Source organism: Cohnella mopanensis (assembly GCF_022352055.1).
GTDB lineage: Bacteria > Bacillota > Bacilli > Paenibacillales > Paenibacillaceae > Cohnella > Cohnella mopanensis.
Map to the genome: position 1 here is coordinate 12909 of NZ_JAKRWM010000021.1, position 25861 is coordinate 38769.

Below are 25861 nucleotides of genomic sequence, written 5' to 3' on the forward strand. Positions count from 1 at the left end.
CAAGTGGAAAGTAAGGGGAACAACAAGAAGTTAGTTTTGACTGGTCTACTGATCGGACTCATTTTTGCGGAGCTCGACGAGACGGTCGTATCGACGGCTATGCCGACGATTATCCGCGAGCTTCACGGTTTATCGTTATATGGCTGGGTAGCCGGTGTCTACATGCTGGCGGTTACAATGTTCATGCCGATATTGGGGAAACTGGCTGATCTCTATGGACGCAAAAAAGTTTATATGATCTGCATGGCCTTTTTCATCGGGGGCTCGATCGTAAGCGGGTTAGCGCCATCGATGACATGGCTGCTGATCGGGCGCGGAATTCAAGGAATCGGAGCGGGAGGATTAATGCCGCTCGCGCTCGTCATCATCGGGGATACTTATCCATTGGAGCAACGGGCTAAAATTCAAAGCTTATTCGGTCCGCTTATGATTCTCCCTCAGCTATTAGGGCCTACAGTCGGCGGATATATCGTTGGCCATATTAATTGGCACTGGGTGTTCCTGATCAACATTCCGCTCGGCCTCATTGCGGCGGCCGTGCTCGCCAAAGGAATGCGCGAGACGAGAGGCGAAGAAAAGCGTTCGATCGATTGGGCGGGGGCGTTCACGCTCGTTCTGGGCTTGCTATCGCTGCTGCTAGCTCCAGTATTGATCGACAATCAAGGCTATAGTTGGTCTTCTCCAGTTGTCATCGGGCTGTTGGTCTTGTCCGCAATGCTGTTCGTGCTATTCGTGAGAATCGAGATGAAAGTCAAGGAACCGATCATTCCGATGCACTTGTTCCGTAACCGAAACGTCGTCGTGCTGTCCTTGCTCGTCTTTACACTTATGCTTGGGGTTATGGGAGGAATCGCTACTTTCCCGTTCTTCGCGCAGAACGTGATGGGGATGACGCCGACGGCATCGGGCTATCTGATGCTCGCATTCATGGGGGGAGCGATTCCGTCAAGCATTGTGATCGGCTTCCTCATTACGAAATTGGCTTACCGCAATTTGTTCATCATCTCGTTCGTGCTTCCGATAATCGGATTCATCATGTTATCCCGAATTGGAGTCGACACGACCGTGCTCTTCATCGTCATCAGCTTCTTCATTCTCGGACTCGGTCTCGGCGCGTTGTTCGGGGGAGATAACTTGATCGTACAGGAATCGGTAGCCAAAGAAGAGAGCGGAATCGCGCTATCGACTGTACAGGTGTTCCAATCTCTCGGAGCGACGATCGGATTAAGCATTTTCGGCAGCTTGCTGGCGAGAAACATCGGCAACGGAGTGGAGGGGCTGAAGGATCAGCTGCCAGCCGGATCGGTCGACCATATCGTGACGGGAGGAATCCCTTCCGGGCTCGCGCCGGAACTGCTCAGTCAAGTGAAGGCAGCATTCGCCGACTCGTTCCAGAACATTTTCTTTATCTCGCTCTTCTTCGTCGTAGCCTCGTTCATCATTTGCTGGTTCCTGAAGAAGGAAGTTTTATTAAAGAAAGAACCGGAGATGGCATCGGAGCTTCAAACATCGGCTTAAACCCGAAATATCCCTGAGCGATTTTCTTATGGTATAATGAAAGCTGTTATTTTATCGTGAAGGGAATATCAACGGATGAGCCAAAAGACGACTGAAGAATTACGGCAAGAGGTTGGGAAGCGCCGTACTTTCGCTATAATTTCTCACCCCGATGCGGGGAAAACGACTTTAACCGAGAAGCTGCTTCTCTATGGGGGCGCAATTCACATCGCAGGGTCGGTTAAAGCGCGCAAAGCGGCGCGGCACGCGACAAGCGACTGGATGGAAATCGAGAAGCAACGGGGAATTTCGGTTACTTCCTCGGTCATGCAGTTCCAGTATCAAGACAAACAGGTGAACATTCTCGATACCCCCGGTCACCAAGATTTCAGTGAAGACACGTATCGCACGTTAACGGCCGCGGATAGCGCCGTCATGCTTATCGACGTCGCCAAAGGCGTCGAGGCGCAGACGATCAAGCTGTTCCAAGTGTGCAGCAAGAGAGGCATTCCGATTTTCACGTTCATCAACAAGCTAGACCGCGAAGGGCAAAATCCGTTCGAGCTGCTTGAAGAGATCGAGCGGGTGCTCGGCATCCGCTCCGTTCCTATGAACTGGCCGATCGGCATGGGCCGTGAGTTGTGCGGCGTATACGACCGGATGAAAAACCAAGTCGAGCTGTTCCAAGGCAAGGACCATACCGAGATCGAAGTCCGCAAGACGGAAGATTACAACGACCCGATTATTCGCGAGATGGCGGGCGATTATTTGGCCGAGCAATTGGCGCAGGAGCTCGAGCTTCTAGACGTCGCGGGCGATTCCTTCGATTATGAGAAAGTGCGTACCGGCCAGTTGACGCCAGTGTTCTTCGGCAGCGCGGTGAACAACTTCGGAGTGCAGACGTTCCTCGAAAACTTCTTGGAGCTGGCGCCGCAGCCAACCCAGCGTAAAACGACGGAAGGCACGGTTGATCCGGACGAGGAGAAGTTCTCCGGTTATGTTTTCAAAATTCAAGCGAATATGAACCCGGCTCACCGCGACCGTATCGCTTTCCTGCGGATTTGTTCGGGGAAATTCCAGCGGGGCATGAGCGTCCGTCATGTACGCGTCGGTAAGGAGATCAAGTTGTCCCAGCCGCAGCAATTTCTGGCTCAGGACCGGGATATCGTCGAAACGGCGTATCCGGGGGATATTATCGGGTTGTTCGATCCCGGTATTTTCCGAATTGGCGATAGCTTAAGTGAAGGACGGGACATCGTATTTGACGAGCTGCCTACGTTCTCGCCGGAGATTTTCTCCAAAGTGTCGATCAAGAACGCGCTGAAGCAGAAGCAATATTTGAAAGGGCTCGACCAGCTGACGGAAGAAGGCATGGTTCAAGTTTTCCGTTCGGTAGGGGCGTTCGAGGATACGTATCTTGGCGTCGTCGGCCAGCTTCAATTCGAGGTGTTCGAGTACCGGATGAAGAACGAATACGGCGTCGATATCCAACTGTTCCGGACGCAATTCCAATTCGCTCGTTGGATTGTCGGCGATAAAGTCGATCAAACCAAATTCCGTATTAACTCGATTCTGGTCAAAGACAAGAACAATGTCGATGTCGCGCTCTTCGAGAACGAATACGCAATGAGAACCGCTATGGAACGCATGCCGGATCTGCAGTTCTTGGAAGTCGCTCCTTAACGATGATAAACCCGTTGCCCATGCTGGCGGCGGGTTTTGTTGTATGTCAGGCTTCGGAACTGGTAAAATGGGAAGAAACTTACCGGAAGAGGGCGAATGGTTCATGGGGAACCGTATGAAGATTAAGGGCGGTTTGGTCGTTCGCCCGGATGGCGTTAGCCAACGGGATCTGGCAATAGAGGGCGGCGTAATCTCGTCAATAAGTGCAGATGCTGGGGAAGTTGGCTACGATCAAGTAATAGATGCCGAAGGTGCCTGGGTGCTGCCAGGCTTGATCGATATTCATTGCGATGCGATCGAGAAAGAAGTGGAGCCGAGGCCGAATACGCTGTTTCCGCTGGAGATGGCTTTTTTACAGTTCGAACGAAAGCTAGCGGGACATGGCATAACGACGATGCTGCATTCCTTGTCATTAGGGGTAGGCTTGAGCTTGCGCGGAGAGCATCTCGTTGCGGAGATGATCGGACTAATCGCTAGCATGCGCCAGGAACGGGCAATGATTCGCCACGGCGTGCATTTGCGTTACGAGGTTTCGCATTTGACCGGATTCGAGTTGGCCCAGAAGCTGCTTGACGATGGATTGCTCGATTATTTGTCTTTAATGGATCATGCGCCGGGGCAGGGACAATATCATCGGCCCGGGGCATTTCAACGATATGTGATGAAAAATCAAGGAGTTAGCGTGGACGAAGTAGCCGTTATCGTCGAGGAGCTGCAGGAGAGAAGAAGCCGGGTCGATTGGAGCAAGCTTAAAGCGCTAACGGCGCAAGCGCGCAGCCGCGGTATCGCCGTCGCATCTCACGACGACGATAGCGAAGCGGCCGTCAATCGTTCTCTTGATTTTCAGGCGACGGTATCCGAGTTTCCTTTAACTCTTGAAACGGCAAGATATGCTACCGCCCAAGGGATGGGAGTATGCGTAGGAGCGCCCAACATCGTTCGCGGCGGTTCTCACGACGGCAATCTGAAGGCAGTTGAAGCTATTAGGGAAGGGGTAGCCGACATTCTGTGCTCGGACTACCATCCAGCGTCATTGCTTCATGCCGTTTTTCAACTGGAGACAGAAGGATTACCTCTCCATCAAGCGGTCAACATGGCTTCCCTTAATGCCGCGCGCGCGTTAGGCCGTGCCGATTCGATCGGTTCGATCGAGTTAGGCAAAGCGGCGGATGTGATCATTGTCCGCAAAGTGCGGGGCATTCCGCTCGTTCACTCGACCATCGTTGGCGGAGTCGTTGTTCACGCCACGAAGGATTTTGTTTAGGGTTGTTTGTTAAGGTGCTTATGCAGGACTTCTACCATTTTTTTGCGCGCAGCAGGCGTGCTATTGTTCCAAATCATCTCATATAGAACTCCCAAACCAGGCAAGGCCATTTCTTCTGTGCCGATAGAACCTTCGATAATTTCCGTTAATTCGTCGTTGTTCTTACCTTGTACCCGCTGAATAATCGCCTGTCTTAAGTCTAATTCCACGGATATACCTCCTTAAAGGGGAACTTCCCGTGTAGATTTCCCTATAGGCCCGACGGTTATGCCGGGTAAGGAATGTGTTATAATGAGCCCATTGGAAACGATCGTGAGGAGGAAGCAATTGGTGGCGAAGAAACCACATGGAAAAAAACAATTCGCGATTATCGGGCTTGGCCGGTTCGGATCGAGCGTGGCGATCTATCTGGCCGAACTCGGTTACGAAGTGCTTGCCGTCGACGATAACGCGCAACGCGTTCAAGATGTCGCGCATGCCGTGACTCATGCCGTTTCAGCCGATTCCACGGATGAAGAAGCGATGAACGCGCTGGGCATCCGCAACTTCGACGTTGTCGTCGTGGCAATCGGACAAGACATCCAATCGAGCATATTGACGACCTTGATTCTGAAGGACCTTGGCGTACCTTATATTATCGTCAAAGCGCAGAACGAGCTGCACGGCAAAGTGCTGAATAAGATCGGCGCGGACAAAGTCGTATTCCCCGAACGGGATATGGGGTTACGCGTCGCGCATCATCTGATCTCTCCGAACATTCTCGAGCATATCGAATTGTCCGCCGATTACAGTATCGTCGAGATGAAGGTACCTTCCTCGATGATCGGTAAAAATCTTAAGCAACTCGATATTCGTCAAAAATACAATTGCAACGTTCTAGCGGTAAAGCGCCAAGGAGAATTAAATATTACTCCGCGTGCGGACGAGCCCTTGATCAAGGACGATATTCTCGTCATCGTGGGCAAGAACGACCTATTAACGAAACTGGAGCAAGCATATGCGGAACCTTGAGGGATATATCAGTTCGGCTTCCAACCCGCGAGTGAAAGAGTGGGCCAAGCTGCTGGAGCGTAAATATCGGCAGCGCGAAGAGAAGTTTCTGCTGGAGGGCGTCCATTTGGTGAAGGAAGCTCTGGAAGCGGGATGGCCGCTTGATGTTATTGCCTTCGATGAAGGCTCCGGCGTTATGGATGCATTCGAGGAATACATAGAAGACGAGCAACGAGGAAGTGACGTTACGGCATGGTTTCCGGTATCGCCGGAAATTATCGAGAAATGCAGCGAGACGGGAACTCCGCAGCCGATCTTTGCGGTAGCGCGGAAGCGCCCTCCGAGCGAAGAACTTCTGTTCGGCGATGACGCTGGATTAATCGTCGTGTTGGACGGCGTGCAGGATCCCGGCAATGTCGGAACCATTGTAAGAAGCGCCGCCGCAAGCGGTGCGACGGCGGTTGTCTTGGGCAAGGGTACGGCCGATTTGTACAATCCTAAGACGATCAGGGCGACAATGGGGGCGCTGTTCCACGTTCCCGTACTCGAGGCGGATTTAAGTTCGTTGTTGCCTCAAGCCGCCGAGCAAGGGGTATCCCTCGTAGGTACAAGCCTTCAGGCCGCGCAATCGTGTTACGATTATGATTTCAGCGATCGTAACGTATGGCTCGTCTTCGGCAATGAAGGCAGTGGCATGTCCGAGCAGGTCGCTACATTAGTGGATGCGAATGTAATTATACCTATGACTGGAAGAGCCGAGTCTCTTAACGTGGCTATGGCGGCTACGGTACTGCTGTTCGAGGCTCAGCGGCAACGGGGATTAAAGGGACATAAGGGACAATAAAATCGTCATGGTTGGAAATGAATGAACCGCCTTCTAACAGGCGGTTTTGTTATAATATATAGACCATTGTTAATGCACTAACGGGTGGGAGGACAGGCCATGAACAAAGAAGATCGGGTCATAATGGGTTTCAGGGACTTATATAACAAGATGGTTTGGCTTAATAAAGATAAGATGGAAGAAGGTCTTAAGGGTTATAAGTCTTCTGAAGTACATTGCATCGAATACATTGAAAAAAATGCAGATTCCAATGTGACAAAACTTGCGGAGTCCCTTTATATGACTCGCGGTGCCATAAGTAAAATAACTCAGAAGCTCATACACAAAGGTCTTATCGAGAGCTACCAGAAGTCGGATAACAAGAAAGAAATCTATTTTAGGCTTACTGAGCAAGGGAAAGTCATTTTTAGAATCCATGAGGACCTGCACAAAGAGTTTCAAGAGCGGGATAAAGCTGTATTCGAGCATGTAACCGAGGAACAATTTGACAGTATGCTTAGCTTCGTGGAAAAGTATAGTAGGCATTTGGATGCGGAAATAAAGAAACAGGGTATAGATATGAAGTCAGAATAAATTTGAATTATGAAAATGAAATCACAGGCAGCCGGGCTCTATTGAGAACGGGCTGCCTTTTTATTGTCCTTATTTTGTTGACAGGGAAACAAAATGACGATACGATAAATATGTTTCCAAGGAATCAAAATCATAACTTTTGAATGGAGAATTTAAGTGTCCATATTTAGATCACACAATGAACAGAACACAGAACAAACCATAGATAAACACGCATTAATATTCGGTCTTATCTCTGTGTTTCTTTGCGGAATAGGCTTCAGTATAATAGCACCTGTCGTTCCGTTCTTAGTGCAGCCTTATACAAGCAATCCGGGAGAACAAGCTATAGTTGTTACGCTGCTGACCTCTGTTTATGCGGTCTGCGTGTTTTTTGCGGCCCCCGTACTTGGAGCTTTGAGCGACAGATATGGCCGTCGTCCATTGCTCTTAGTATGCCTTGTGGGTTCCGCAATCGGGTACTTGGTTTTTGGCATAGGAGGAGCTCTATGGGTACTATTTGTTGGGCGCATTATTGAAGGAATAACTGGCGGGAGCATAAGCACGATCTTCGCCTATTTTGCAGACATCATTCCTCCAGAACAGAGAACCAAATACTTTGGATGGGTGAGTGCGGTTGTAGGTGTAGGCACCGTCATTGGCCCAACTCTAGGGGGATTACTTGCCAAGTTTAGTTATTCTGCCCCCCTCTATTTTGGAGCAACAATAACTTTATTGAATGTTGTTTATGGATTCTTTTTTATGCCTGAGAGCCTAAACAAAAATAATAGACGGAAAGAGATTGCGTTTGTAAAACTGAATCCATTTACTCAGCTTGCAAGCATACTTTCCACGAAAAACTTAAAATGGCTGCTTGTCTCAGCGTTCTTACTTTGGGTACCCAACGGATCTTTACAGGCCGTTTTTTCACAATTTTCAATCGATACTTTCAGTTGGAAGCCTGCACTAATCGGACTTATGTTTTCAATTATGGGTTTCCAAGACATCGTTTCACAAGGTTTCATAATGCCGAAGCTTTTGAGAAAGTTTAGTGATAAACAGATAGCCATTCTTGGAATGGTTTCGGAGATTATAGGCTACAGTCTTATTGCTGCATCGGCTCTATTCTCGTTCTATCCTCTTTTGATCGCTGGAATGTTCATATTTGGTTTTGGTGATTCGATCTATGGACCTTCATTTAATGGGATGCTCTCCAAGTCTGTCGATTCTAGTGAACAAGGAAGGATTCAAGGAGGTAGCCAATCTATTCAGGCTTTAGCAAGAATGATTGGGCCTATCATTGGAGGTCAAATCTATGTATCACTTGGTCATGCCGCACCCGCTTTTATGGGCATGATCCTTATAGCAGCGGCAATACCAGTTTTATATAAGAGAACGCCTGTAAATACTCAAAGCCGCCGTTTTCCTTTTGAAAAATAGGATTTATCATTTGATGAGTGAGTATTTATTCCATGGTTGATATTATGTGGGAACATCTTTCTATTAGACGGGTTAAAAACTATAAAATGGTACGAGGACATTTGCAACAATTATTTTAATCTATTACTAATAGTGATACACTAGGATAAGTTAATTATTGAACCAGAAAAGATGTGTGCTAGGTCGCGCCCTGGCTTGCTATGGCGCCTAAGCAGTCGCCTGCATCCTTTCTGCAAAACGAAGGGTATAAGGACGGTAAAAATGAGCAACATACAAACTAAAACAGACGTTATTTTAATCGGTGCCGGAATCATGAGTGCGACTTTGGGGACACTTCTGAAGGAACTAGTACCGGGCTGGGAAATTAAAGTGTTTGAGAAGCTCGAAAACGCAGGTGAGGAAAGCTCTAACGAATGGAATAACGCAGGAACTGGGCATGCTGCACTGTGCGAGCTTAACTACACCGTCGAAAAACCGGACGGATCTATAGATATTAGCAAGGCTATCAAAATTAACGAGCAGTTTCAGCTTTCCATGCAGTTTTGGTCTTATCTCGTAAACAGCAAGCTGGTAAATAATCCGCAAGATTTTATTATGCCATTGCCTCATATGAGTATGGTACAAGGCGAAAAAGACATAACGTTTTTAAAGAAACGTTTTGAAGCGTTGTCTAACAATCCCTTGTTTCAAGGGATGGAATTTTCGGATGACCCGGAAAAACTGATGGAATGGATTCCGCTTATTATGCAAGACCGTCCATCGAATGAAGCTATAGCGGCAACAAAAATAGACACTGGAACGGATGTCAACTTTGGCGCTTTAACGCGCATGTTGTTCGACCATTTAAAAAGCAAGAACGTCGAAATCAAGTACAAACAAAATGTTGATAATATTAAACGTACTAGCGATGGCTCGTGGGAACTGAAAGTGCGAAATATCGATAGCGGTAACGTCGAACGCCATACCGCAAAATTCGTCTTTATCGGAGGCGGAGGCGGAAGCGTACATTTATTGCAAAAATCGGGTATTCCTGAAGGAAAACATATCGGGGGATTCCCGGTAAGCGGAATATTCATGGTGTGTAATAATCCGGATGTTGTCGCGCAGCATCATGCAAAGGTATACGGCAAAGCGAAGGTTGGCGCACCTCCAATGTCCGTTCCGCATCTTGACACAAGATATATCGACAATAAAAAATCGTTGCTATTTGGACCATTTGCCGGCTTCTCGCCTAAATTCTTAAAATCCGGCTCCATGTTCGATTTGGTAACTTCCGTAAAACCGAATAACGTCGTAACGATGTTGGCGGCTGGCGCAAAAAACATGTCATTGACCAAATATTTGATCCAGCAAGTTATGTTATCGAAAGAGAAGCGCATGGAAGAGTTGCGAGAGTTTATCCCGAACGCCAGAATCGAGGATTGGGATTTAGTGGTAGCGGGTCAACGCGTGCAAGTTATCAAAGATACGGATGCCGGCAAAGGAACGCTTCAATTCGGTACGGAAGTGGTTAGCGCCGCTGACGGTTCGATAGCCGCATTGCTCGGAGCTTCTCCGGGTGCTTCAACTGCCGTTCACGTTATGCTTGAGGTCATTAATAAATGTTTCCCGCAACATATGAAAGAGTGGGAAGCGAAAATTAAAGAAATGATTCCATCCTATGGCGTGTCACTGTTGAAAAACCCAGAGCTTATCAACGAAATTCATACTTCAACAGCTCGGACGCTTGGTCTCGCAAATAAAGAAGCTTTGGTTCTAGCGTGATAATATTATAACGAATTAGCATTCAAAGCACGCGCATGCTTCGGTGAGAAACCTTTGACTTGCTTGAACAGTTTGGAGAAACCGTTGATGCTCCCGCAACCGATCCGATCGGCGATCTCCGAGATAGACAAAGTCGTATTCAGAAGTAAACGTTCGGCTTCATGGATTCTATATAAGTTAACGAAATGGACGAAGGTAAGCCCCGTCATCTTCTTGAAAGCTTTACAGAAATGATAGGGACTCAAATGGACGAATGAAGCGGCTTGCGCTAAAGTGATTTTGTCCCTATAGTGCAGTTCGACGTATTCGATGAGTTCCTTGAAGCGGGATGCCTTCTGCTGGAGGCCGAGGAATTGGTTGTCCGGCTCGCTGTTCACTTTGTTCCAGCGGCAGCACCAAGTATATAGCAATTGCGCGAAAGCGACTACGGCTTGCCGGTAGCCGCTTTTTTTGCGTTGGAATTCTTCTATCAGCCCTTGAAGGGCTTGATGGATCAGCTTGCCGTGTTCCGTGTTTCTATCCACGCGGTTGTGCCATCGAACATCAATGAAATCAGAGGATTTCAACCCGATAAGAGAGGGATGGAAAACGACGGCAAACAGAGTGAACTCGTTCTTAGGATGATAAACGGCATGAAGCTCTCCGCTGTTCACTACGAACAAATCCCCGGCCTGGCCTACGAATGAGCGCTCCCCGATCTGAATGGTCGCTTCCCCTTGCTCGATCAGAATAAATTCAAAGTGCTCATGCCAATGCAAAGTTAAAAATTGATGGTCTTGAAAGGGAGTATGGAATACGTTCATCGGAAAGCTCGCGTCCGCCAATTGGGTGTTCTCGTATAAGGCTTTTCTCATGATTTAGCTCCTACAATGACAATATTGGATAAATAGAACGCAAGAAAGGTTGAGACGGAATCGATTTTTCCCACTATTATGGTAGCTTAGCATGAATTGTCGTCGTACACCAATAACATCTTGATGACAATATGAGGAGTGTCGGTGGGCTTGAAAGATCAGGCATTGGAACAAGAGAACAAACTATCGCTGTGGCATTTGGCTTGGCCTATCGGAATCGAGCTGCTGCTGCAGTTTCTTATGGGAGCCGTAGACACGGTCATGGTTAGCCGAATCGGTGACGAGGCGGTATCGGCCGTAGGAGTATCAAACCAGGTCATTCAATCGGCTTTAACCGTTTTCGCCTTAATCAATGCGGGGATCAGCGTTGTCGTTGCCCGCAAATGGGGTGGAAGGCTAAGAGAAGAAGCGCGCAAAACGGCGGTTCTCGGCGTGCAAGCCAACCTGGTCATGGGACTCATAGGAAGCCTGTTGTTTTTTTTCGGGACATCGGCCGTACTTCGTTACATGAACACTCCGGAGGATGTCGTGCACTATGCCAGTCCCTATTTAACATTCGTCGGCTCCATGACGATAATCGTACTTTTGCATTTCGTCATTAATGCGGTCGTTCGTAGCACGGGAAATACGCGAGGGCCGATGTATATTACGATCGGAATGAACTTGCTTCATCTTGTGCTTAATTACGTGCTGATCTTCGGGGCTTTGGGATTTCCCGAGATGGGAATCCAAGGAGCGGCATTATCCAGCATGATAAGCCGGTTCGCGGCTTTGCTCGTATCGGCTTGGCTGTTGTGGAGAACCTTTCACCCTCATTGGCGGATGAGGGAGTGGTTCAAGCTGGAGATCCCCCTGCTGAAGGAAGTATTGCAGGTGGGTTTGCCGGTTACTTTCACGGCGGTATCTTGGGGGTATTCGCAAATCATCGTGTTAGCTTTGATCTCGCGCATGGGGACGACGACGCTGGCTTCTTATACTTATATCCAAACGATTCAACAATTTACATGGATGATAGCGGCCGCAATCGGGGGAGGACTGCAAATCCGAATCGGCCAATATTACGGAGCGGGCAGGCTGAAGGAAGTTGACCGAAGCCTTGCGCAAGCGATCTGGCCGGGGATCGCTCTAAGCGTTGTCGTATCGGCTATGATCTTTCTGTTTGGGACACCGCTTATGCGCTTATTTACATCGGATGACGCCATCATCGAGCTGTCGTTGCCGATTCTAGCTATGTGCATGCTGTGGCAGCCGCTGCGCGTGATCGGATTTTGCGCGTCCAATTCTCTTAATATTATCGGGGAAGCCAAATACGTCGCGATGTTAACCGTTTTCGGTATGTGGGTATTGGTATCAGGAGGGACATACGTATTCGGCATCAGCGCAGGGTTCGGACTCATAGGCGTGATGTGCGCTTTAATATTGGATGAATCCGTAAGAAGCGCTGCTTTCCTTCTGCGCTGGAAACGAAGGTCCGTCCAATGGAACAAAAACCCGTAAACGATTACCCCTTGGGATTGTTGCGATACTCGGACGGCGAGATTCCTATGATCTTCTTGAACATTCGGGAGAAATAATAGGGATCCGTAAAGCCGAGAGAGTGGCAAATTTCTTTAATGGTTAAGTCCGTTAAATCCAGCAGTTGTCCGGCTCGTTGCATCTTTAAGCGATGATAATAATCGATTGGGGCATGACCGGTGGAGGATTTGAACAGATGGTTCAAATGCTGTTTGGAAATTTGCGCATGGGAGACGAGCTGTTCCAACGTTAGCGATTGGTCCAGCTTGGTTCTCATGAATTGGACGGAATGCTCGATGACCTGCTGTTTTCTTTCCTCTTCCTTGCGTCCCGGGATTAGTCCGGTGAGGCTGAGGTAATATTTGACCGTCTGCGAGATGTGAAGATGATGAGGGATGGAATAGGACTTAGCGGTCAGAATGTCGTAACAATGATGGAACATCTCCGCTAATTTATCCGCGTCGCGAGGGGAAAGCGTTAAAGCTCCCGCCGCGAGGCCGATAGCTTTCAGGTAATCCTCTACCTGCTCACCTCGCACGTGAAACCAGTAGATACTCCATGGATTCGTATCGTCCGCTCCATAAGCATGCGGCGTATCCGCCGGAATGATCGCTAAAGTACGTTCGGTTACCCGGTAGGTATTGTCCGCTCCCGCGGATACCCAACCCTCACCGCCGACGCAATAGATCAGAATATGGGAGTCGCAGCCGCGAGGCCGCTCTCTATAATGGTGGAAGGCACGAGGGTAATAGCCGATATCGGTCAAGTAGAACGGGCGAATGAGCGGCTCGTTCAACACTTCATCCTCTACATACTGAGGCATGATGAATATTTTCTCCGCTTGAAACCCATCCGCTTTCTTTTCCATACTTCGAATCCCGCTTTCCTGTAGGTTTGCAGTTATTGTAACTCCAGATCAGAATATCGTCCATCATAATCAGCGGATTGTGAATTGTTCGCCAGTCGGTTCTCTTGTAAGGTTTACGTATACAGTAAATCTGAACAGGCTGGAGTGAATAGCAGTGGCTAACCCAAATGGACAATCCCGCGTATGGGAAGAAATCGTAGAAATACCGACCTATGAAGCCGGCAAACCGGACAAAAATCCGATGTTCTTGGAAAAACGCGTGTATCAGGGAAGCACGGGCAAAGTATACCCTCATCCCGTTATTGATAAGATCGAAGACGAGAAAACAATGAAAGCCTACCGGATGGTCATTCTCGAGAACGATTATTTGCGAATCGAGATTATGCCGGAGCTGGGCGGACGCATATACCGGGCGCAAGACAAGACGAACGATTATGAATTCGTTTATTATAATCGCGTCATTAAGCCTGCATTAGTCGGGTTAGCCGGACCGTGGATTTCCGGAGGCATCGAATTTAACTGGCCGCAGCATCACCGTCCTAATACGTATGGACCCGTGGAATACAAGCTGGAGCAGAAGGACGATGGCAGCGCAACGGTATGGGTAAGCGAGATCGACCGGATGTACGGTACTAAAGTAACGGCCGGTTTCACGTTATACCCGGACAAAGCGTATTTGGAAATTCATGCTCAGTTGTATAACCGTACGCCCGAGCCGCAAACGTTCCTGTGGTGGGCGAACCCGGCGGTAGCGGTTAACGATCATACGCAATCGGTGTTCCCGCCGGACGTCATGGCCGTATTCGACCACGGCAAACGAGATGTATCGAGATTCCCGATCGCTACCGGAACTTATTACAAGATGGATTATTCGGAAGGCGTCGACATCTCCCGCTACAAGAACATCCCGGTACCAACCTCTTATATGGCCTACAAGTCGGACTACAATTTCGTCGGCGGTTACGATCATTCGGTGAAGGCAGGCTTGCTGCATGTCGCGAATCATCATATTTCTCCCGGCAAGAAGCAATGGACTTGGGGGAACGAGGAATTCGGACAAGCGTGGGATCGGAATCTTACCGATGAAGACGGACCTTATATCGAATTGATGACGGGCGTATACACCGACAACCAACCTGATTTTACATGGTTGCAGCCTTACGAGGAGAAGTCCTTCAAGCAGTATTTCATGCCTTATAAGGATGTTGGAGTCGTAAAAAACGCGACGATCGACGTCGCGGTGAACCTAGAAGTCGATGCGGAGCTTGGAAAAGCTTACGTGCAAGTGTATACGACATCGTTGCAGGAAGGGTTAAAGGTTGAGCTTAAAGGCGCGAATCAGACGTATTTGAACGAGACCGCTGATCTATCGCCTACGGTAACGTTCCATTCCGAAGTCGATTTGTTGCCGGGGGAATTGGAGCACCAACTGATTTTAACTGTCAAGGATGCCAACGGACGAAAGCTGATCGGCTATCAGCCTAAGAAGCCGGAGATCGAGCAAGTGCCGGATGCTGCGAAGCCGCTACCAGTGCCCGCTGAGCTCCAAACGAACGATCAGCTTTACTTGGCGGGATTGCATCTGGAGCAATATCGTCACGCTACTTTCGAGCCGGATGCTTATTATTTGGAAGGCTTAAAGCGCGATCCCGAGGATATTCGAATCAATGTCGCTTATGGCACCTTGTTGTTGCGTAGAGGTTTGTTCTCGCAGAGCGAACAACATTTCCGCGCCGCGGTGAAGAGCTTAACTTGGAAAAATCCGAATCCGTACGACAGCGAGGCGTACTATCAATTGGGCTTGTCTTTGAAGCTGCAAGGCAGGGCGGATGAGGCTTTCACGGCATTCTACAAGTCGGTATGGTCGGCGGCATGGCAGGACAGCGGTTATTTCTCGCTCGCTCAGATCGCAACGGGACATGGTTCCTATGAGGAAGCGTTCGAGCTTATCGAGAGGTCGTTAATCAGAAACACGCGCAATTATAAAGCGCGGGCTTTGAAATCGGCGTTGCTGCGAAAGCTCGGCAAGCTGGAGGAAGCGAAGGCGTGGACGAAAGAAACGATTAAGTTCGATATCGCGGATTTCGGCGCCAATTATGAATGGAAGTTATTGTTGGAGATGGCCGGAGAGAAGGCGGAGGCGGAAGAAGCGAACAAAAGTTTTGTTGCCTTGATGCGCGATGAGGCTCATAATTACTTGTCATTGGCCGAAGATTACGCTAACGCCGGCTTGTACGAAGAAGCCGTTAAGGTTCTTGCGCTGATAGCCGGGAATGCGGATTCTGCAGCTTATCCAATGGTTCATTATGCCTTGGGATATCTCTACGGACAGCTTGGCGATTTCGAAGCGTCTCGCGTACACCTTCAGATGGGCTCCGCTGCGAATTCGGATTATTGTTTCCCGAACTCCTTATTCGATCTTACGATTTTGAATTATGCGATCGAAGCGAATGCCGAAGACTCCAAAGCGCATTATTACTTAGGAAACTTACTGTACGATAAGAAGCGCCATCCCGAAGCTATTCGTCATTGGGAACAATCGCGGCAGTTAAATCCTGCATTCTCTATCGTTAGCCGGAACTTGGCTCTCGCGTATTTCAATAAATTGAATCGGCCGGATCAGGCGAAAGAAGCCTTGGAACATGCCGTTGCTTGCGATCCGTCGGATGCCCGCATTTTCTACGAGCTTGACCAGTTGTATAAGAAAATCGGAGTGAGTCCGCAAGAGAGACTAGAGAAATTAAAATCGCGAATGGAACTCGTTCAAGCGCGAGACGACTTGTACTTGGAATACGTCGCTCTGCACAATAGGCTGCACCTGCACCAAGAGGCGGTACAATTGCTGGCTTCCCGCAAATTCCATCCTTGGGAAGGCGGAGAAGGCAAAGCCACGGGGCAATACGTGTTAGCTCACGTCGAGCTGGCCAAGGAAAATATTCAGGACGAAAATTACCAGCAAGCGATCGACAACCTGAATCAATCGCTTGTATACCCGGAAAATCTGGGCGAAGGTAAGCTGACCGGAGCGCAAGAAAACAATATTTACTATTATCTAGGTTGCGCTTATGAAGGGCTAAGTCTGTCCGAACATGCCGCTAGGGCATTCAAGACCGCTTCCCAAGGCTTAGAGGAGCCGACTAGCGCGATGTATTATAACGATCAGCCCCCGGAAATGATTTTCTACCAAGGGCTGGCCTGGAGCAAATTGAAGGATGGCAAACAATCGAAACGCCGATTTAACAAGCTGATCGATTATGCGGAGAAGCATATGTTCGATGAGGTTAAGATAGATTACTTTGCGGTTTCTCTACCGGACTTCCTCGTCTTCGAAGACGATTTGAACTTAAGGAACGAAATTCACTGCCGTTTCATGATGGGATTAGGTTTAATCGGCTTAGACCGGTTAAGCGAAGCGAAAGAGCAATTGGAACGCGCCGTTAAGCTCGATCCGAACCATCATGGCGCGCAAATCCATCTCGATTTGATCGGGGATAAAGGATAAGGGGGACTCGAAGATGTCGAAGATCGTCTATGAACTCACTAGTGCCAACAAAGCTATTAAACCGGGAAAGTTGTCCGGCAACAAAGGGGTTAACCCTGAAGGGCAAACCTTCGGGTTTACGAACTTCTATATGGAACGCAATGGCGTTCCGAATATCCCGGTAGTCGGAGAGTTTCACTTCTCCCGGTTCTCCTACCTTTATTGGGAAGAGGAGCTGTTGAAAATGAAGGCGGGCGGCGTGAACATAGTCGCCACCTATGTCTTCTGGATTTATCACGAGGAAGAGGAAGGCGTGTTCGAGTGGGGTGGCAACCGCAATTTGAAGCACTTCGTCGATCTGTGTGCCAAGCACGACATTCCGTTGATTCTGAGAATCGGACCGTTCTGCCATGGAGAGGTTCGCAATGGAGGCATCCCGGATTGGGTTTTCCGCAAGCCTCTTGAAATCCGCTCCAACGATGAGCTGTATCTGTCGTATGCGCGTCGCTTATACCGGGAAATCGCGAAGCAAGTTAAAGGCTCGCTTTTCCAGGAAGGCGGACCCGTGATCGGAGTGCAACTGGAGAACGAATACATGCATTGCGGAGCACCGCTTGATGCTTGGGGTTATAAGACGGGAGTGTTCATGTCCTCAGGTAAAGAAGGGAATGCGCATCTTGCCGAGTTGCGCAGGCTTGCGGAGGAAGCTGGCATTAAGCCTGCATTCTTCTCCGCAACGGCATGGGGCGGCGCGGCGGTTGCCGAGAACGATACGCTGCCTATGTTGGCGGGGTACGCGTATACGCCATGGATTCCGAACCAGCCGCCGAGCGGTGAATATATTTTCCGCGACTTGCACGCGAATCCAGTCGAAGAAGTGAATTACAATTCGTTGGAGTATCCGGTTGCATATTGCGAGATGGCCGGTGGGATGCAAGTCAGCTATACGGCTCGTCCTTATGTAAGTCCGGAGAGCGTGGAAGCGATGACGCTCGTTAAGCTTGCAAGCGGAAGCAATCTGCTCGGCTATTACATGTATCATGGCGGCTCGAATCCGGAAGGTAAGCATACTTACTTGAATGAGTATGGGCTACCTAAAATTACTTACGATTATCAATCTCCGCTAGGCGAATTCGGCAGAATCGGCGAGTCTTACGATAGAATCAGATCTTTATCCTTGTTCATGGAAGCATTCGGTTCGTTGATCGCGCCGATGGGAACGGTGTTGCCTGAAGGCCAATCCTCCTTAGCTCCAGAGGATGTGGACACTCTCCGCTGGTGCATGCGCCAGAAGGACGGCTCCGGGTTCTTGTTCTTGAACAACTTCCAAGATCATGTGGAGATGCCGGATAGGGACAATGTTCGGATAGAATTGAAGACTTCGCAGGGAGCCGCGGCTTTCCCGCACGAAGGTACGTTGACTTTGAAGAGCGGATTCAGCGCCGTCTTGCCTTTTCACGTCGAGCTGGAAGGGGTTCACATCGTATCGGCGACTGTTCAGCCGCTTACTATGTTATCTACCGGCGACGATTCCTCGTTGCTGGTGTTCTATGCCCATGATGCGCTCGCTCCGGAACTTGTTATTGACCGTCAAGGAATTGCGTCGATCCAATCGGAAGCGGGCGTTGTCGAGCAAGCGGATTCGTTGTTCATCGTTAAACCAGGCGTCGGCAAGCAGCATAGCGTTAACGTGAAGCTGCAAGACGGACGGAACGTCGCCATTCTGGTGCTGTCCCGCGAAGAGGCTTTGCAAACCTACAAGCTACATGTGTGGGGAGAAGAGAGACTGTTGATCAGCGCAAGCTCTTTGTACGCCAAAGACGAAAGATTGATGACGACATCGTCGGGGTGCAACAACTGGTCGGTATCCGTGTACCCGACGAGCAAGCTATCCCTGCAGACCGATCGTGGGGGATTGGACGAGCAGCAGCATGGATTATTCCGCACCTATGCGGTGAAGGTTGCCGCTTATGAAGCTGGATTGAGCATAGAGAAGCCTTCGGAGCGGAATGCGTTAGTCCAAGTGGATACAAATTGGCCGGAGCAAGTGTCGGACGTGTTCCTGCACATCGAGTATGACGGGGATGTTGCCGGGGCATATCTGGGCAATCGGCTTCTAACCGACCATATTCATTACGGCAAGCCATGGCCGATCGGCTTGAAATTGTTCAAGGAAGACTTGGAAGGGAAAACGTTGAATCTAGCCATCACTCCGTTGCGCAAGGGGACGGTGCACACGTTCGTCAATCAGGCGTTCGTGGAACGATTCGAAGGCGTGGAAATCGCCACCTTCCATCGCATTGATGCCGTTCCGCAGTATACGTGCGCTTTATCCAGAAAATTTGATTAACGGATCATTCCGAATCTATGGCTGAAAGCCTAGGTTCGGATTTTTCGCACTAAGCAACGGAAAATAACAAACGATCAGGAGTGAACAAAATGACGAACCCATTGCTGGATAAATTACCGAGAAAACTGACGATTACGATGTGGGATTTTTCGTGGTACACGATGACGCTGCCGGGTGAGCCGTATCACGATCTTGCAGCCCGATTCCAAGAGGCCGTCGACCGCGGGTACAATTCGATACGCATTTGCGCCATGCCTTATATGCTGTTTACTGCCGAGGGCAAACGTCCAGGACCGTTGAAGTTCGGCAACCTCGGACAAGTCGGCCAGCGTACCCGTTGGTATAATTGCCAAGGCGGCGCAGTGCTGGACGGCCATGCGCATCTGTTGGAGCTGTTCAAGCAAGCGAAAGCGCATGGTTGTTATATCATTCTCTCTTCTTGGGAGTACCAGCAGAGCCCGAGCTTCTTGGCGACTCCGGAATTGTGGGACGAGCTTGCGGCTATCCCCGCGAAGGAAAGATTCATGTCGCTTGCCCATTCCATGAACCAACTCGTTCGTTACGTGAAAGAAGCGGGATACGGGGAGCAGATCGCCTATGCCGAGCTTCACAACGAAGTGGAATTCGGCCAGTTGACGAAGGTAGGCCAAGACCAGGGAATTCCGTTCTCGGATACGGCCGGTCAAATCGAAGTCATGAAGCCCTATCTGGAGGAAGCTGTCGATTTCCTTAAACGCAACCATCCGGACATTCTGATGACAACGAGCTACACCGTGAACGAAGCGTATCCGAAAGCCTATCTCGCCGACAACATGCAGGTTGCGCACTTCCATCTTTATATTAAAGGCGTCTTGCAGGAATTGATGGACACGACGGGGTTAGACGATGACACCGTCCCGTTCCCTAATCAGGCAGTTCAAGCTTTGCTTCGCGACGATGCGCCGCCGTTCGAAACTTGGACGCTGCCGGAAGGGCAGGAGTGGAGAATGAGGGGCAATCCCGTTGGGATGAAGCTGATCTATTTGCACGACTGGGTGGATCCGGACAAGTGGGACCTGTACCTATACGATCGATATGGAGCCCATAAAATCGCCATGCTGCAGAAAACCGATTTCCGTTTCGATGAAATTCACGAGTGGGCTAAGAAATCCGATCTCCCTATCGTGATAGGCGAAGGTTACGTCGGCTATACGCCGTTATATGCCGGATTCGAAGAAGGGCCGGTCGGCAAGTTTATCGCGGAGTACGCGATTCGCAAAGGCATGAAGCTTGGATTCTGGGGAATGATTCTTTGTTCGAATTGCGCGCCGCACCATCCGTTCTGGAACGACGTGGAATGGCAACGCAAATGGAATCGGTTTATTCTGGAATCCGAGTAAGCCAGGGGGGAGGTTGAAACCTTGAAGCTTCTCATCATAGACGATGAAGTGCGCACAAGAGAATTTCTTCATCATCGTATCCGATGGGATACGTTAGGATTGGACGAAGTGGAATCGGTCAAAAACGGTTTATTGGCATTGGAAAGGGTTGGGGAATGGCATCCGGATATCATTCTATGCGATATCCGAATGCCGAAGATGGATGGCATTGAATTCGCTAAGCGCCTACGTCAGATGGACTTAGACGCTAAGCTGATCTTTCTAAGCGGCTTCTCCGATAAGGAATATTTGTTCTCGGCGATCCAATTGCAAGCGTTTCAGTTTATTGAAAAGCCGATTCGCCCCGACGTATTAATGGACGCGGTCGGACAGGCCGTCCGTGCCCAACAAGCCGAAGTGGCCAAGAAGGCGGAGGGAATTCAGCTTCAATCCGCTTATGATGCGAATATCCCCATCTTGCGTCGCGAGATGGTACGCAAGTTGATCACCGATCCTTCAGGTCCTCATGTATTGCCCGCATTGCTCAATCGCGAGGTTTTTCTGCTTCCGGCCGATGGCCCTTATACGGTAGCGGTTGCCCCCTTATTCTGGAATCCTTTTGTTTATACGAAGGATCTTAAGACCGTGCAGGACGAGCTTCTGGACCGCTTGAGCAATGACTCGGCAGCTAGGGAATGGAACATGATTTGCGGGTTTGATTCGCAGAATTGGCTTGTGATGATCATGCCGGGCGCATTCGGGGCGAGCTACAGCGAAGGAAAACAAAGATTAGACCACCTGCATGGCATGCTTAAACGATCATTGGAAAATCCGATCGTCTTCAAGATTGGGGTAGGCAACGTTGCACGCAAGCTAATGGACGTACCTGCATCTTATCGATCTGCCTTAGATGCGGGCAACTTGGAATTTTATAAGGAGCAAGCAGGCATTTCATTCGCCTCCGAATTAGGGGGGCATGAACCTTTGGAGACGGATTGGGAGGAGCTTAAGCAGTTCCGCGAAGCGATCCGCAAAGGGGATATCGCGCAGGCTACTGTTTACATTCATAACTTAACCGCCAGATCGCGGAAATGCAAAGATCTCGATATTATCCGGGTCAGGGACGTATACTTTCAGTTTCTGTTGATTCTTCTTGAGATCGCGCTTCAGCAGGGGCTGACCGATAAGGAAGAAGGCGGAGAAAGCAAGTATATCTGGAAGGAGATAGACCGGATTTCCGATCTGAAGGGGTTGGAGAATTACGTTCTCTCTTTCCTTGCGCCATTCTCAAGAGAAGAGGGCGAATCACACGCAGGTTCTAGCAAGCTTCGCGAGATAATCCGGTATATCCATGCTCATTTTCAAGATCGGAATTTTACGATTCAGGCGATCGCGGACCATGTGAATTTGAGCGAGACCTACTTGTGTTCGTTCTTCAAAAAACAAAGAGGCCAAACGATCAAAGAGTATATTACGGAAACCCGAGTAGAAAAGGCGAAAGAGCTGTTAGCCGAGCAAGAGCGCAAGCTGTACGACATCGCTTTATCGGTCGGAATCAGCGACGCGAACTATTTCACGACCTTTTTCAAGAAATACGCGGGCTGTACCCCTTCGGAATACCGTGAAAGGCTAGGGCGCTAGAGATGAGGACATGGAACAGGCGTTGGTCCGATTTGAGCATCCGTTATAAGCTTTTTGCCGTATTCCTGTTTGTCGTTTCGGTTCCTTTCGCCTTGCTCTTATCCATTCACTTGAACATGACGGCAAAGGAAAGCAAACAACAGGCTACGATCTCCGCGCACAAGGTCATGGAAGAAACGAAAGCCTACTTGGAATATAAAGCCGTCTCTATTCATGAGGTGCTTAATTTTATTGCGTTTAACGAAGTCATTCAAGAGGCGGCTTCCAACCCGGAGCCTTACGCCGATGTTAACTTATGGGGGACGGATGCGAATCGGGTCGCCAAGGTTCTGCATCAATTTCGTTACAATCAGGATATTGAAATGATGCAATTGTACATGAAAGCGGGGCTTGCGGGGGAAGTCGGAAACGATGATTATATTAAGCTGGAAAATGTAGAAAAGGAACAGTGGTTCAACAAATACGCTTCTTCCAAAGCGACTTTCGGTTGGTTTCCTTCCTCGTATTTCGAACCCGAAGCGGATGCGGGCATGATATCCGTCCTGCGGAAAATTCCCGAGCAGCACAGCTTGGCTACATCGTCGGGCATCGTACGCGCGCAAATCTCGAAATCCGCGATGCAAAGCGTGCTTAACCATACGACCTTTACGCCGAAAACATCGGTATTCCTGTTTAACGATCAAGATGACGTGCTCAGTACGACAACGTCCGTTCAATTCGAGCAACAGGACGTTACGTCAATCCTAGATTCAAATCCAACGCTAATCGCGCTTGATACGACGTGGGACAACCATGTCGTCTACAAGGGGCGATCTCTTCTCGTTGGGGCCAGTCCGATCTTCGGCTCGACGATGAGATTGGTCGTCATCGTTCCCGAATCGGATATTTTGGCGACGACGTATCAAGCGAGGAATCGATTAATAGCGATCTTCCTGCTTATCATTCCTTTTACGTTACCGCTGTCGTTCATCGTCGCGGGTTCTTCCACGAAGCGTATTCGGCAGCTGACGCGCAATATGGTCAAAGTAAAGGGAGGCAACTTCTATCCGATTCAATTACCGGCGAATCGGGATGAAATCGGGGAACTGACTTTAAGCTTCAACGACATGGTGAACAACGTCTCGAAGCTAGTGGACGAAACCTATCAGTTAGGCAGAGAAGTGAAAAATAAAGAATTGAAAGCCTTACAAGCGCAGATTAATCCTCACTTCCTCTATAACACGCTGGATCTCATTAACGTAATGGCCATCGAATCAGGCGAACGCGATATTTCGACCGTCGTAGACGAGCTGGCGATTTTCTACAAATTAAGCCTATCCAACGGTCGGGAGCAAGTTCAACTCGAGAGCGAGCTTAAACATGTTGAAGCCTACGTGCGCATTCAGAACATGCGGTTCGGAGGCGGTATCGTTCTGAAGCATGAGGTGCCCGAGGAGCTGATGAACCGCGAGGTACCTAAGATCATGCTGCAACCGTTGATCGAGAATTCGATTCTTCATGGCATTCGCGAGAAGGATTCGGAGGAAGGCACGATCACGATTAAGGCATGGAAAGATAGAGGCGACATCATCATTCAAGTCGAGGATGACGGAGTCGGCATGGACGAGAAGCAGCTTGCGAATGCCATGGCGGGCAAGAGCAGCAAAGGTACCGGTGGATTCGGAGTGAGGAACATTCAGGAGAGAATCGTTCTATTCTTCGGTACTTCTTACGGCTTAACGTACGTGAGCCAAGTCGGCGAGAGGACCGTCGTTACGATCCGATTGCCGGATTCTCAGCCGTCGGCGCTGTAAAAGGTATTCCATAGCGAAGGTTTTCGAAGGAAATCGTAACTTTGTCGGGTAGGTGTAAATCTGCGGTCGCTCTAAAATAAAGATACTGCAGAGAGAAACTCCCCGGATGGTGATGGAATGATACGAGAAATTCGCAAAAACTGGCCGTTATATACGATGTTCTTACCCATCGCGGTGTACTTCCTCATATTCGCTTATGCCCCTATGGCAGGCGTCGTGATGGCTTTCAAAGACTTTAATTACAGAGGCGGAATATTCGGAAGTCCTTGGAACGGATTCGATAACTTCGAATATTTTTTCCGTTCGGGCAAAGCTTGGCTCGTCACGAAAAACACGATCATGTACAACGTCGTTTTTCTCGGAGCTTACACTTTATTCTCCGTCATGACAGCCGTTTTCTTATCGGAAGTGTATAACAAGTTTTTCAAACGGGTTTCCCAGACGTTCTTATTTCTGCCGTACTTTATTTCATGGGTTACCGTATCGGCATTCGTCTACAACTTCCTGAACTATGAATACGGGATCGTCAACGTCATCTTAAGGAAACTGAATTTGGATGCTATCGATATTTACTCGTCGCCTTCCATTTGGTTTCTCATTCTTCCCTTGTTATATGTGTGGAAGTGGGTCGGCTACGGAAGCATTCTTTATTTGGCGGCAATCGTGGGCATTGACCAAGAAGTGTACGAGGCGGCGACGATCGATGGCGCGAGCAGATGGCAGAAAATCACCCGCATTACGATCCCTCTGCTGAAGCCGACGATGATTATTTTGATCCTGCTAGGTTTAGGACGGATCATGCGCGGCGAATTCGATATGTTCTATCAATTAATCGGAAATAACGGCATGTTGATGGATGCGACGGATATTATTGACACTTTGGTTTTCAGATCGTTAGTCGGGACACAGGATTTCGGCATGGCCTCTTCGGTTGGTTTCTACCAATCGGTGTTGACGCTAATTATTATTCTTTCCGCGAATTACCTTGTCCGACGTTATGACAAAGATCAAGCGTTATTCTAAATCGCACTCCATAGACAAGCAGGTGAATGAAGCATGGGTACTAACAAATTGAATAAAGCTCCCGGTTTTACCGCTTTATCTTATTTGATTATCGGCGGGCTGGCCTTAATAACGGTAATCCCGTTTGTCGTGTTGATCTCAGGCTCGCTTTCTTCGGAAAGCGCCGTATTGAAAAGCGGATATTGGTTCTGGCCGAGGGAGTTTTCGTGGGACGCTTACGCCTTCATCTTCCGCTATCCGGCCGAAGTGATCTCAGCTTATCGGGTATCGATCATCATTACGGTCGTAGGTACGGTCATCGGGCTGTTCGTCTCGACGATGGCTGCATACGTTCTCTATCGCAAGGAAGTTAAGTACCGCAATGCATTAGCTTTCTATCTTTTCTTTACGACGTTGTTTAACGGAGGATTGGCTCCGTTCTACATCTTGATCACGAAATATTTGGATCTCAAGAACACGCTTCCCGTTCTCATCTTATTGCCGATGTTTAACGTCATGTACATCTTGATCCTTCGCAGTTTTATACGAGGGTCGGTTCCGGAGCCGCTCATTGAATCCGCGAAAATAGACGGCGCCGGAGAGTACCGTATTTTCTTCCAGATGGTGCTGCCTTTGTCCAAACCCGCGCTAGCGTCCATCGGATTGTTCACGGCGCTCGCTTACTGGAATGACTGGTGGACGGCGATGATGTTCGTGAGCAAGGATCATCTGATTCCGCTTCAGTACATGTTGTACAAGATGATCTCCTCGGTCAATATGTCGGCAGCCATGGCCCAATACGCAGGCGCGATGGAGCAACCTAAGGAAACGTTTAAGCTGGCGATGACGGTCGTCGCAACCGGACCTATTCTTGCATTATTTCCTTTCGTCCAGAAGTACTTTGTTTCGGGAGTTACGATCGGCGCTGTTAAAGGCTAATCGGTTATGGGCTCGGTTCCAATGAT

General features: G+C 49.1%; 19 protein-coding genes. 16 read left to right on the forward strand and 3 right to left on the reverse strand.

Annotated features, from left to right (window positions below; all coding sequences use genetic code 11):
• Positions 1-3 precede the first annotated feature (3 nt).
• The 3 genes from L3D05_RS22455 (at position 4) to L3D05_RS22465 (ending at position 4444) form a co-directional block, all read left to right on the forward strand.
• Positions 4-1518 carry an MDR family MFS transporter gene (locus L3D05_RS22455; RefSeq protein WP_239618618.1) on the forward strand — a complete coding sequence of 505 codons (1515 nt, stop codon included), beginning with the start codon at positions 4-6 and terminating at the stop codon, positions 1516-1518.
• Between the two features lie 75 nt (positions 1519-1593).
• Positions 1594-3180: a peptide chain release factor 3 gene (locus L3D05_RS22460; protein WP_239618619.1), complete on the forward strand. Its 1587-nt coding sequence runs from the start codon at positions 1594-1596 to the stop codon at positions 3178-3180.
• 67 nt (positions 3181-3247) lie between these two features.
• A complete protein-coding gene (locus L3D05_RS22465) occupies positions 3248-4444 on the forward strand; it encodes an alpha-D-ribose 1-methylphosphonate 5-triphosphate diphosphatase (protein WP_239618620.1) in 1197 nt (398 codons plus the stop codon).
• Here the strand turns inward: L3D05_RS22465 and sspI are convergent.
• Positions 4441-4653: a small acid-soluble spore protein SspI gene (gene sspI / locus L3D05_RS22470; RefSeq protein ID WP_239618621.1), complete on the reverse strand. Its 213-nt coding sequence runs from the start codon at positions 4651-4653 to the stop codon at positions 4441-4443. The two genes, L3D05_RS22465 and sspI, sit on opposite strands and share 4 nt — an antisense overlap.
• Positions 4654-4774: 121 nt before the next feature.
• On the opposite strand from sspI, the gene L3D05_RS22475 reads away from it, so the two are divergent.
• From L3D05_RS22475 to L3D05_RS22495, 5 genes are all read left to right on the forward strand, one after another.
• On the forward strand, positions 4775-5455 hold the full coding sequence (locus L3D05_RS22475) for a potassium channel family protein (RefSeq protein ID WP_239618622.1): 681 nt from the start codon (positions 4775-4777) through the stop codon (positions 5453-5455).
• Positions 5442-6278: a TrmH family RNA methyltransferase gene (locus L3D05_RS22480; protein WP_239618623.1), complete on the forward strand. Its 837-nt coding sequence runs from the start codon at positions 5442-5444 to the stop codon at positions 6276-6278. The genes L3D05_RS22475 and L3D05_RS22480 overlap by 14 nt, the downstream gene beginning before the upstream one ends.
• Before the next feature lie 99 nt (positions 6279-6377).
• Positions 6378-6851 (forward strand): MarR family winged helix-turn-helix transcriptional regulator, encoded by a 474-nt coding sequence (locus L3D05_RS22485; protein WP_239618624.1) that lies wholly within the window; start codon positions 6378-6380, stop codon positions 6849-6851.
• A 156-nt stretch (positions 6852-7007) separates the two neighbouring features.
• The gene (locus L3D05_RS22490) at positions 7008-8270 is read left to right on the forward strand and encodes an MFS transporter (protein ID WP_239618625.1); all 1263 of its coding nucleotides are present in this window, start codon (positions 7008-7010) and stop codon (positions 8268-8270) included.
• Positions 8271-8531: 261 nt separating this feature from the next.
• Entirely contained in the window at positions 8532-10034 is a 1503-nt protein-coding gene (locus tag L3D05_RS22495; RefSeq protein WP_239618626.1) for a malate:quinone oxidoreductase, read from the forward strand.
• Positions 10035-10039: 5 nt separating this feature from the next.
• Here L3D05_RS22495 and L3D05_RS22500 read toward each other — a convergent pair whose 3' ends face one another.
• On the reverse strand, positions 10040-10888 hold the full coding sequence (locus tag L3D05_RS22500) for a helix-turn-helix transcriptional regulator (RefSeq protein WP_239618627.1): 849 nt from the start codon (positions 10886-10888) through the stop codon (positions 10040-10042).
• 150 nt (positions 10889-11038) lie between these two features.
• Between L3D05_RS22500 and L3D05_RS22505 the strand changes: the two genes are divergently transcribed.
• Complete coding sequence (locus tag L3D05_RS22505; RefSeq protein WP_239618628.1) at positions 11039-12385, forward strand: MATE family efflux transporter; 1347 nt, start codon at positions 11039-11041, stop codon at positions 12383-12385.
• Positions 12386-12389: 4 nt separating this feature from the next.
• On the opposite strand, the gene L3D05_RS22510 is transcribed toward L3D05_RS22505, so the two are convergent.
• Positions 12390-13271, reverse strand: a complete 882-nt coding sequence (locus L3D05_RS22510) for an AraC family transcriptional regulator (RefSeq protein WP_239618629.1) — start codon at positions 13269-13271, stop codon at positions 12390-12392.
• 154 nt (positions 13272-13425) lie between these two features.
• Here L3D05_RS22510 and L3D05_RS22515 point away from each other — a divergent pair, with 154 nt between their 5' ends.
• The 7 genes from L3D05_RS22515 (at position 13426) to L3D05_RS22545 (ending at position 25835) form a co-directional block, all read left to right on the forward strand.
• A complete protein-coding gene (locus L3D05_RS22515) occupies positions 13426-16773 on the forward strand; it encodes a DUF5107 domain-containing protein (RefSeq protein WP_239618630.1) in 3348 nt (1115 codons plus the stop codon).
• A 13-nt stretch (positions 16774-16786) separates the two neighbouring features.
• Positions 16787-19102 carry a beta-galactosidase gene (locus tag L3D05_RS22520; protein WP_239618631.1) on the forward strand — a complete coding sequence of 772 codons (2316 nt, stop codon included), beginning with the start codon at positions 16787-16789 and terminating at the stop codon, positions 19100-19102.
• An 89-nt stretch (positions 19103-19191) separates the two neighbouring features.
• Complete coding sequence (locus L3D05_RS22525; protein WP_239618632.1) at positions 19192-20481, forward strand: cellulase-like family protein; 1290 nt, start codon at positions 19192-19194, stop codon at positions 20479-20481.
• A 21-nt stretch (positions 20482-20502) separates the two neighbouring features.
• Complete coding sequence (locus L3D05_RS22530; RefSeq protein ID WP_239618633.1) at positions 20503-22101, forward strand: response regulator; 1599 nt, start codon at positions 20503-20505, stop codon at positions 22099-22101.
• Between the two features lie 32 nt (positions 22102-22133).
• Positions 22134-23894, forward strand: a complete 1761-nt coding sequence (locus tag L3D05_RS22535; protein WP_239618634.1) for a sensor histidine kinase — start codon at positions 22134-22136, stop codon at positions 23892-23894.
• Positions 23895-24011: 117 nt separating this feature from the next.
• Complete coding sequence (locus L3D05_RS22540) at positions 24012-24917, forward strand: ABC transporter permease (RefSeq protein WP_239618635.1); 906 nt, start codon at positions 24012-24014, stop codon at positions 24915-24917.
• Between the two features lie 33 nt (positions 24918-24950).
• Positions 24951-25835 carry a carbohydrate ABC transporter permease gene (locus L3D05_RS22545; RefSeq protein WP_239618636.1) on the forward strand — a complete coding sequence of 295 codons (885 nt, stop codon included), beginning with the start codon at positions 24951-24953 and terminating at the stop codon, positions 25833-25835.
• Positions 25836-25861: the final 26 nt, after the last annotated feature.

Excerpts from the sequence above, each read along its gene's own strand:
- L3D05_RS22460 (WP_239618619.1), top strand. The coding sequence starts at position 1,594 with ATGAGCCAAAAGACGACTGAAGAATTACGGCAAGAGGTTGGGAAGCGC.
- L3D05_RS22465 (WP_239618620.1), top strand. The coding sequence starts at position 3,248 with ATGGGAAGAAACTTACCGGAAGAGGGCGAATGGTTCATGGGGAACCGT.
- L3D05_RS22480 (WP_239618623.1), top strand. The coding sequence starts at position 5,442 with ATGCGGAACCTTGAGGGATATATCAGTTCGGCTTCCAACCCGCGAGTG.
- L3D05_RS22485 (WP_239618624.1), top strand. The coding sequence starts at position 6,378 with ATGAACAAAGAAGATCGGGTCATAATGGGTTTCAGGGACTTATATAAC.
- L3D05_RS22495 (WP_239618626.1), top strand. The coding sequence starts at position 8,532 with ATGAGCAACATACAAACTAAAACAGACGTTATTTTAATCGGTGCCGGA.
- L3D05_RS22500 (WP_239618627.1), bottom strand. The coding sequence starts at position 10,888 with ATGAGAAAAGCCTTATACGAGAACACCCAATTGGCGGACGCGAGCTTT.
- L3D05_RS22510 (WP_239618629.1), bottom strand. The coding sequence starts at position 13,271 with ATGGAAAAGAAAGCGGATGGGTTTCAAGCGGAGAAAATATTCATCATG.
- L3D05_RS22520 (WP_239618631.1), top strand. The coding sequence starts at position 16,787 with ATGTCGAAGATCGTCTATGAACTCACTAGTGCCAACAAAGCTATTAAA.
- L3D05_RS22525 (WP_239618632.1), top strand. The coding sequence starts at position 19,192 with ATGACGAACCCATTGCTGGATAAATTACCGAGAAAACTGACGATTACG.
- L3D05_RS22540 (WP_239618635.1), top strand. The coding sequence starts at position 24,012 with ATGATACGAGAAATTCGCAAAAACTGGCCGTTATATACGATGTTCTTA.
- L3D05_RS22545 (WP_239618636.1), top strand. The coding sequence starts at position 24,951 with ATGGGTACTAACAAATTGAATAAAGCTCCCGGTTTTACCGCTTTATCT.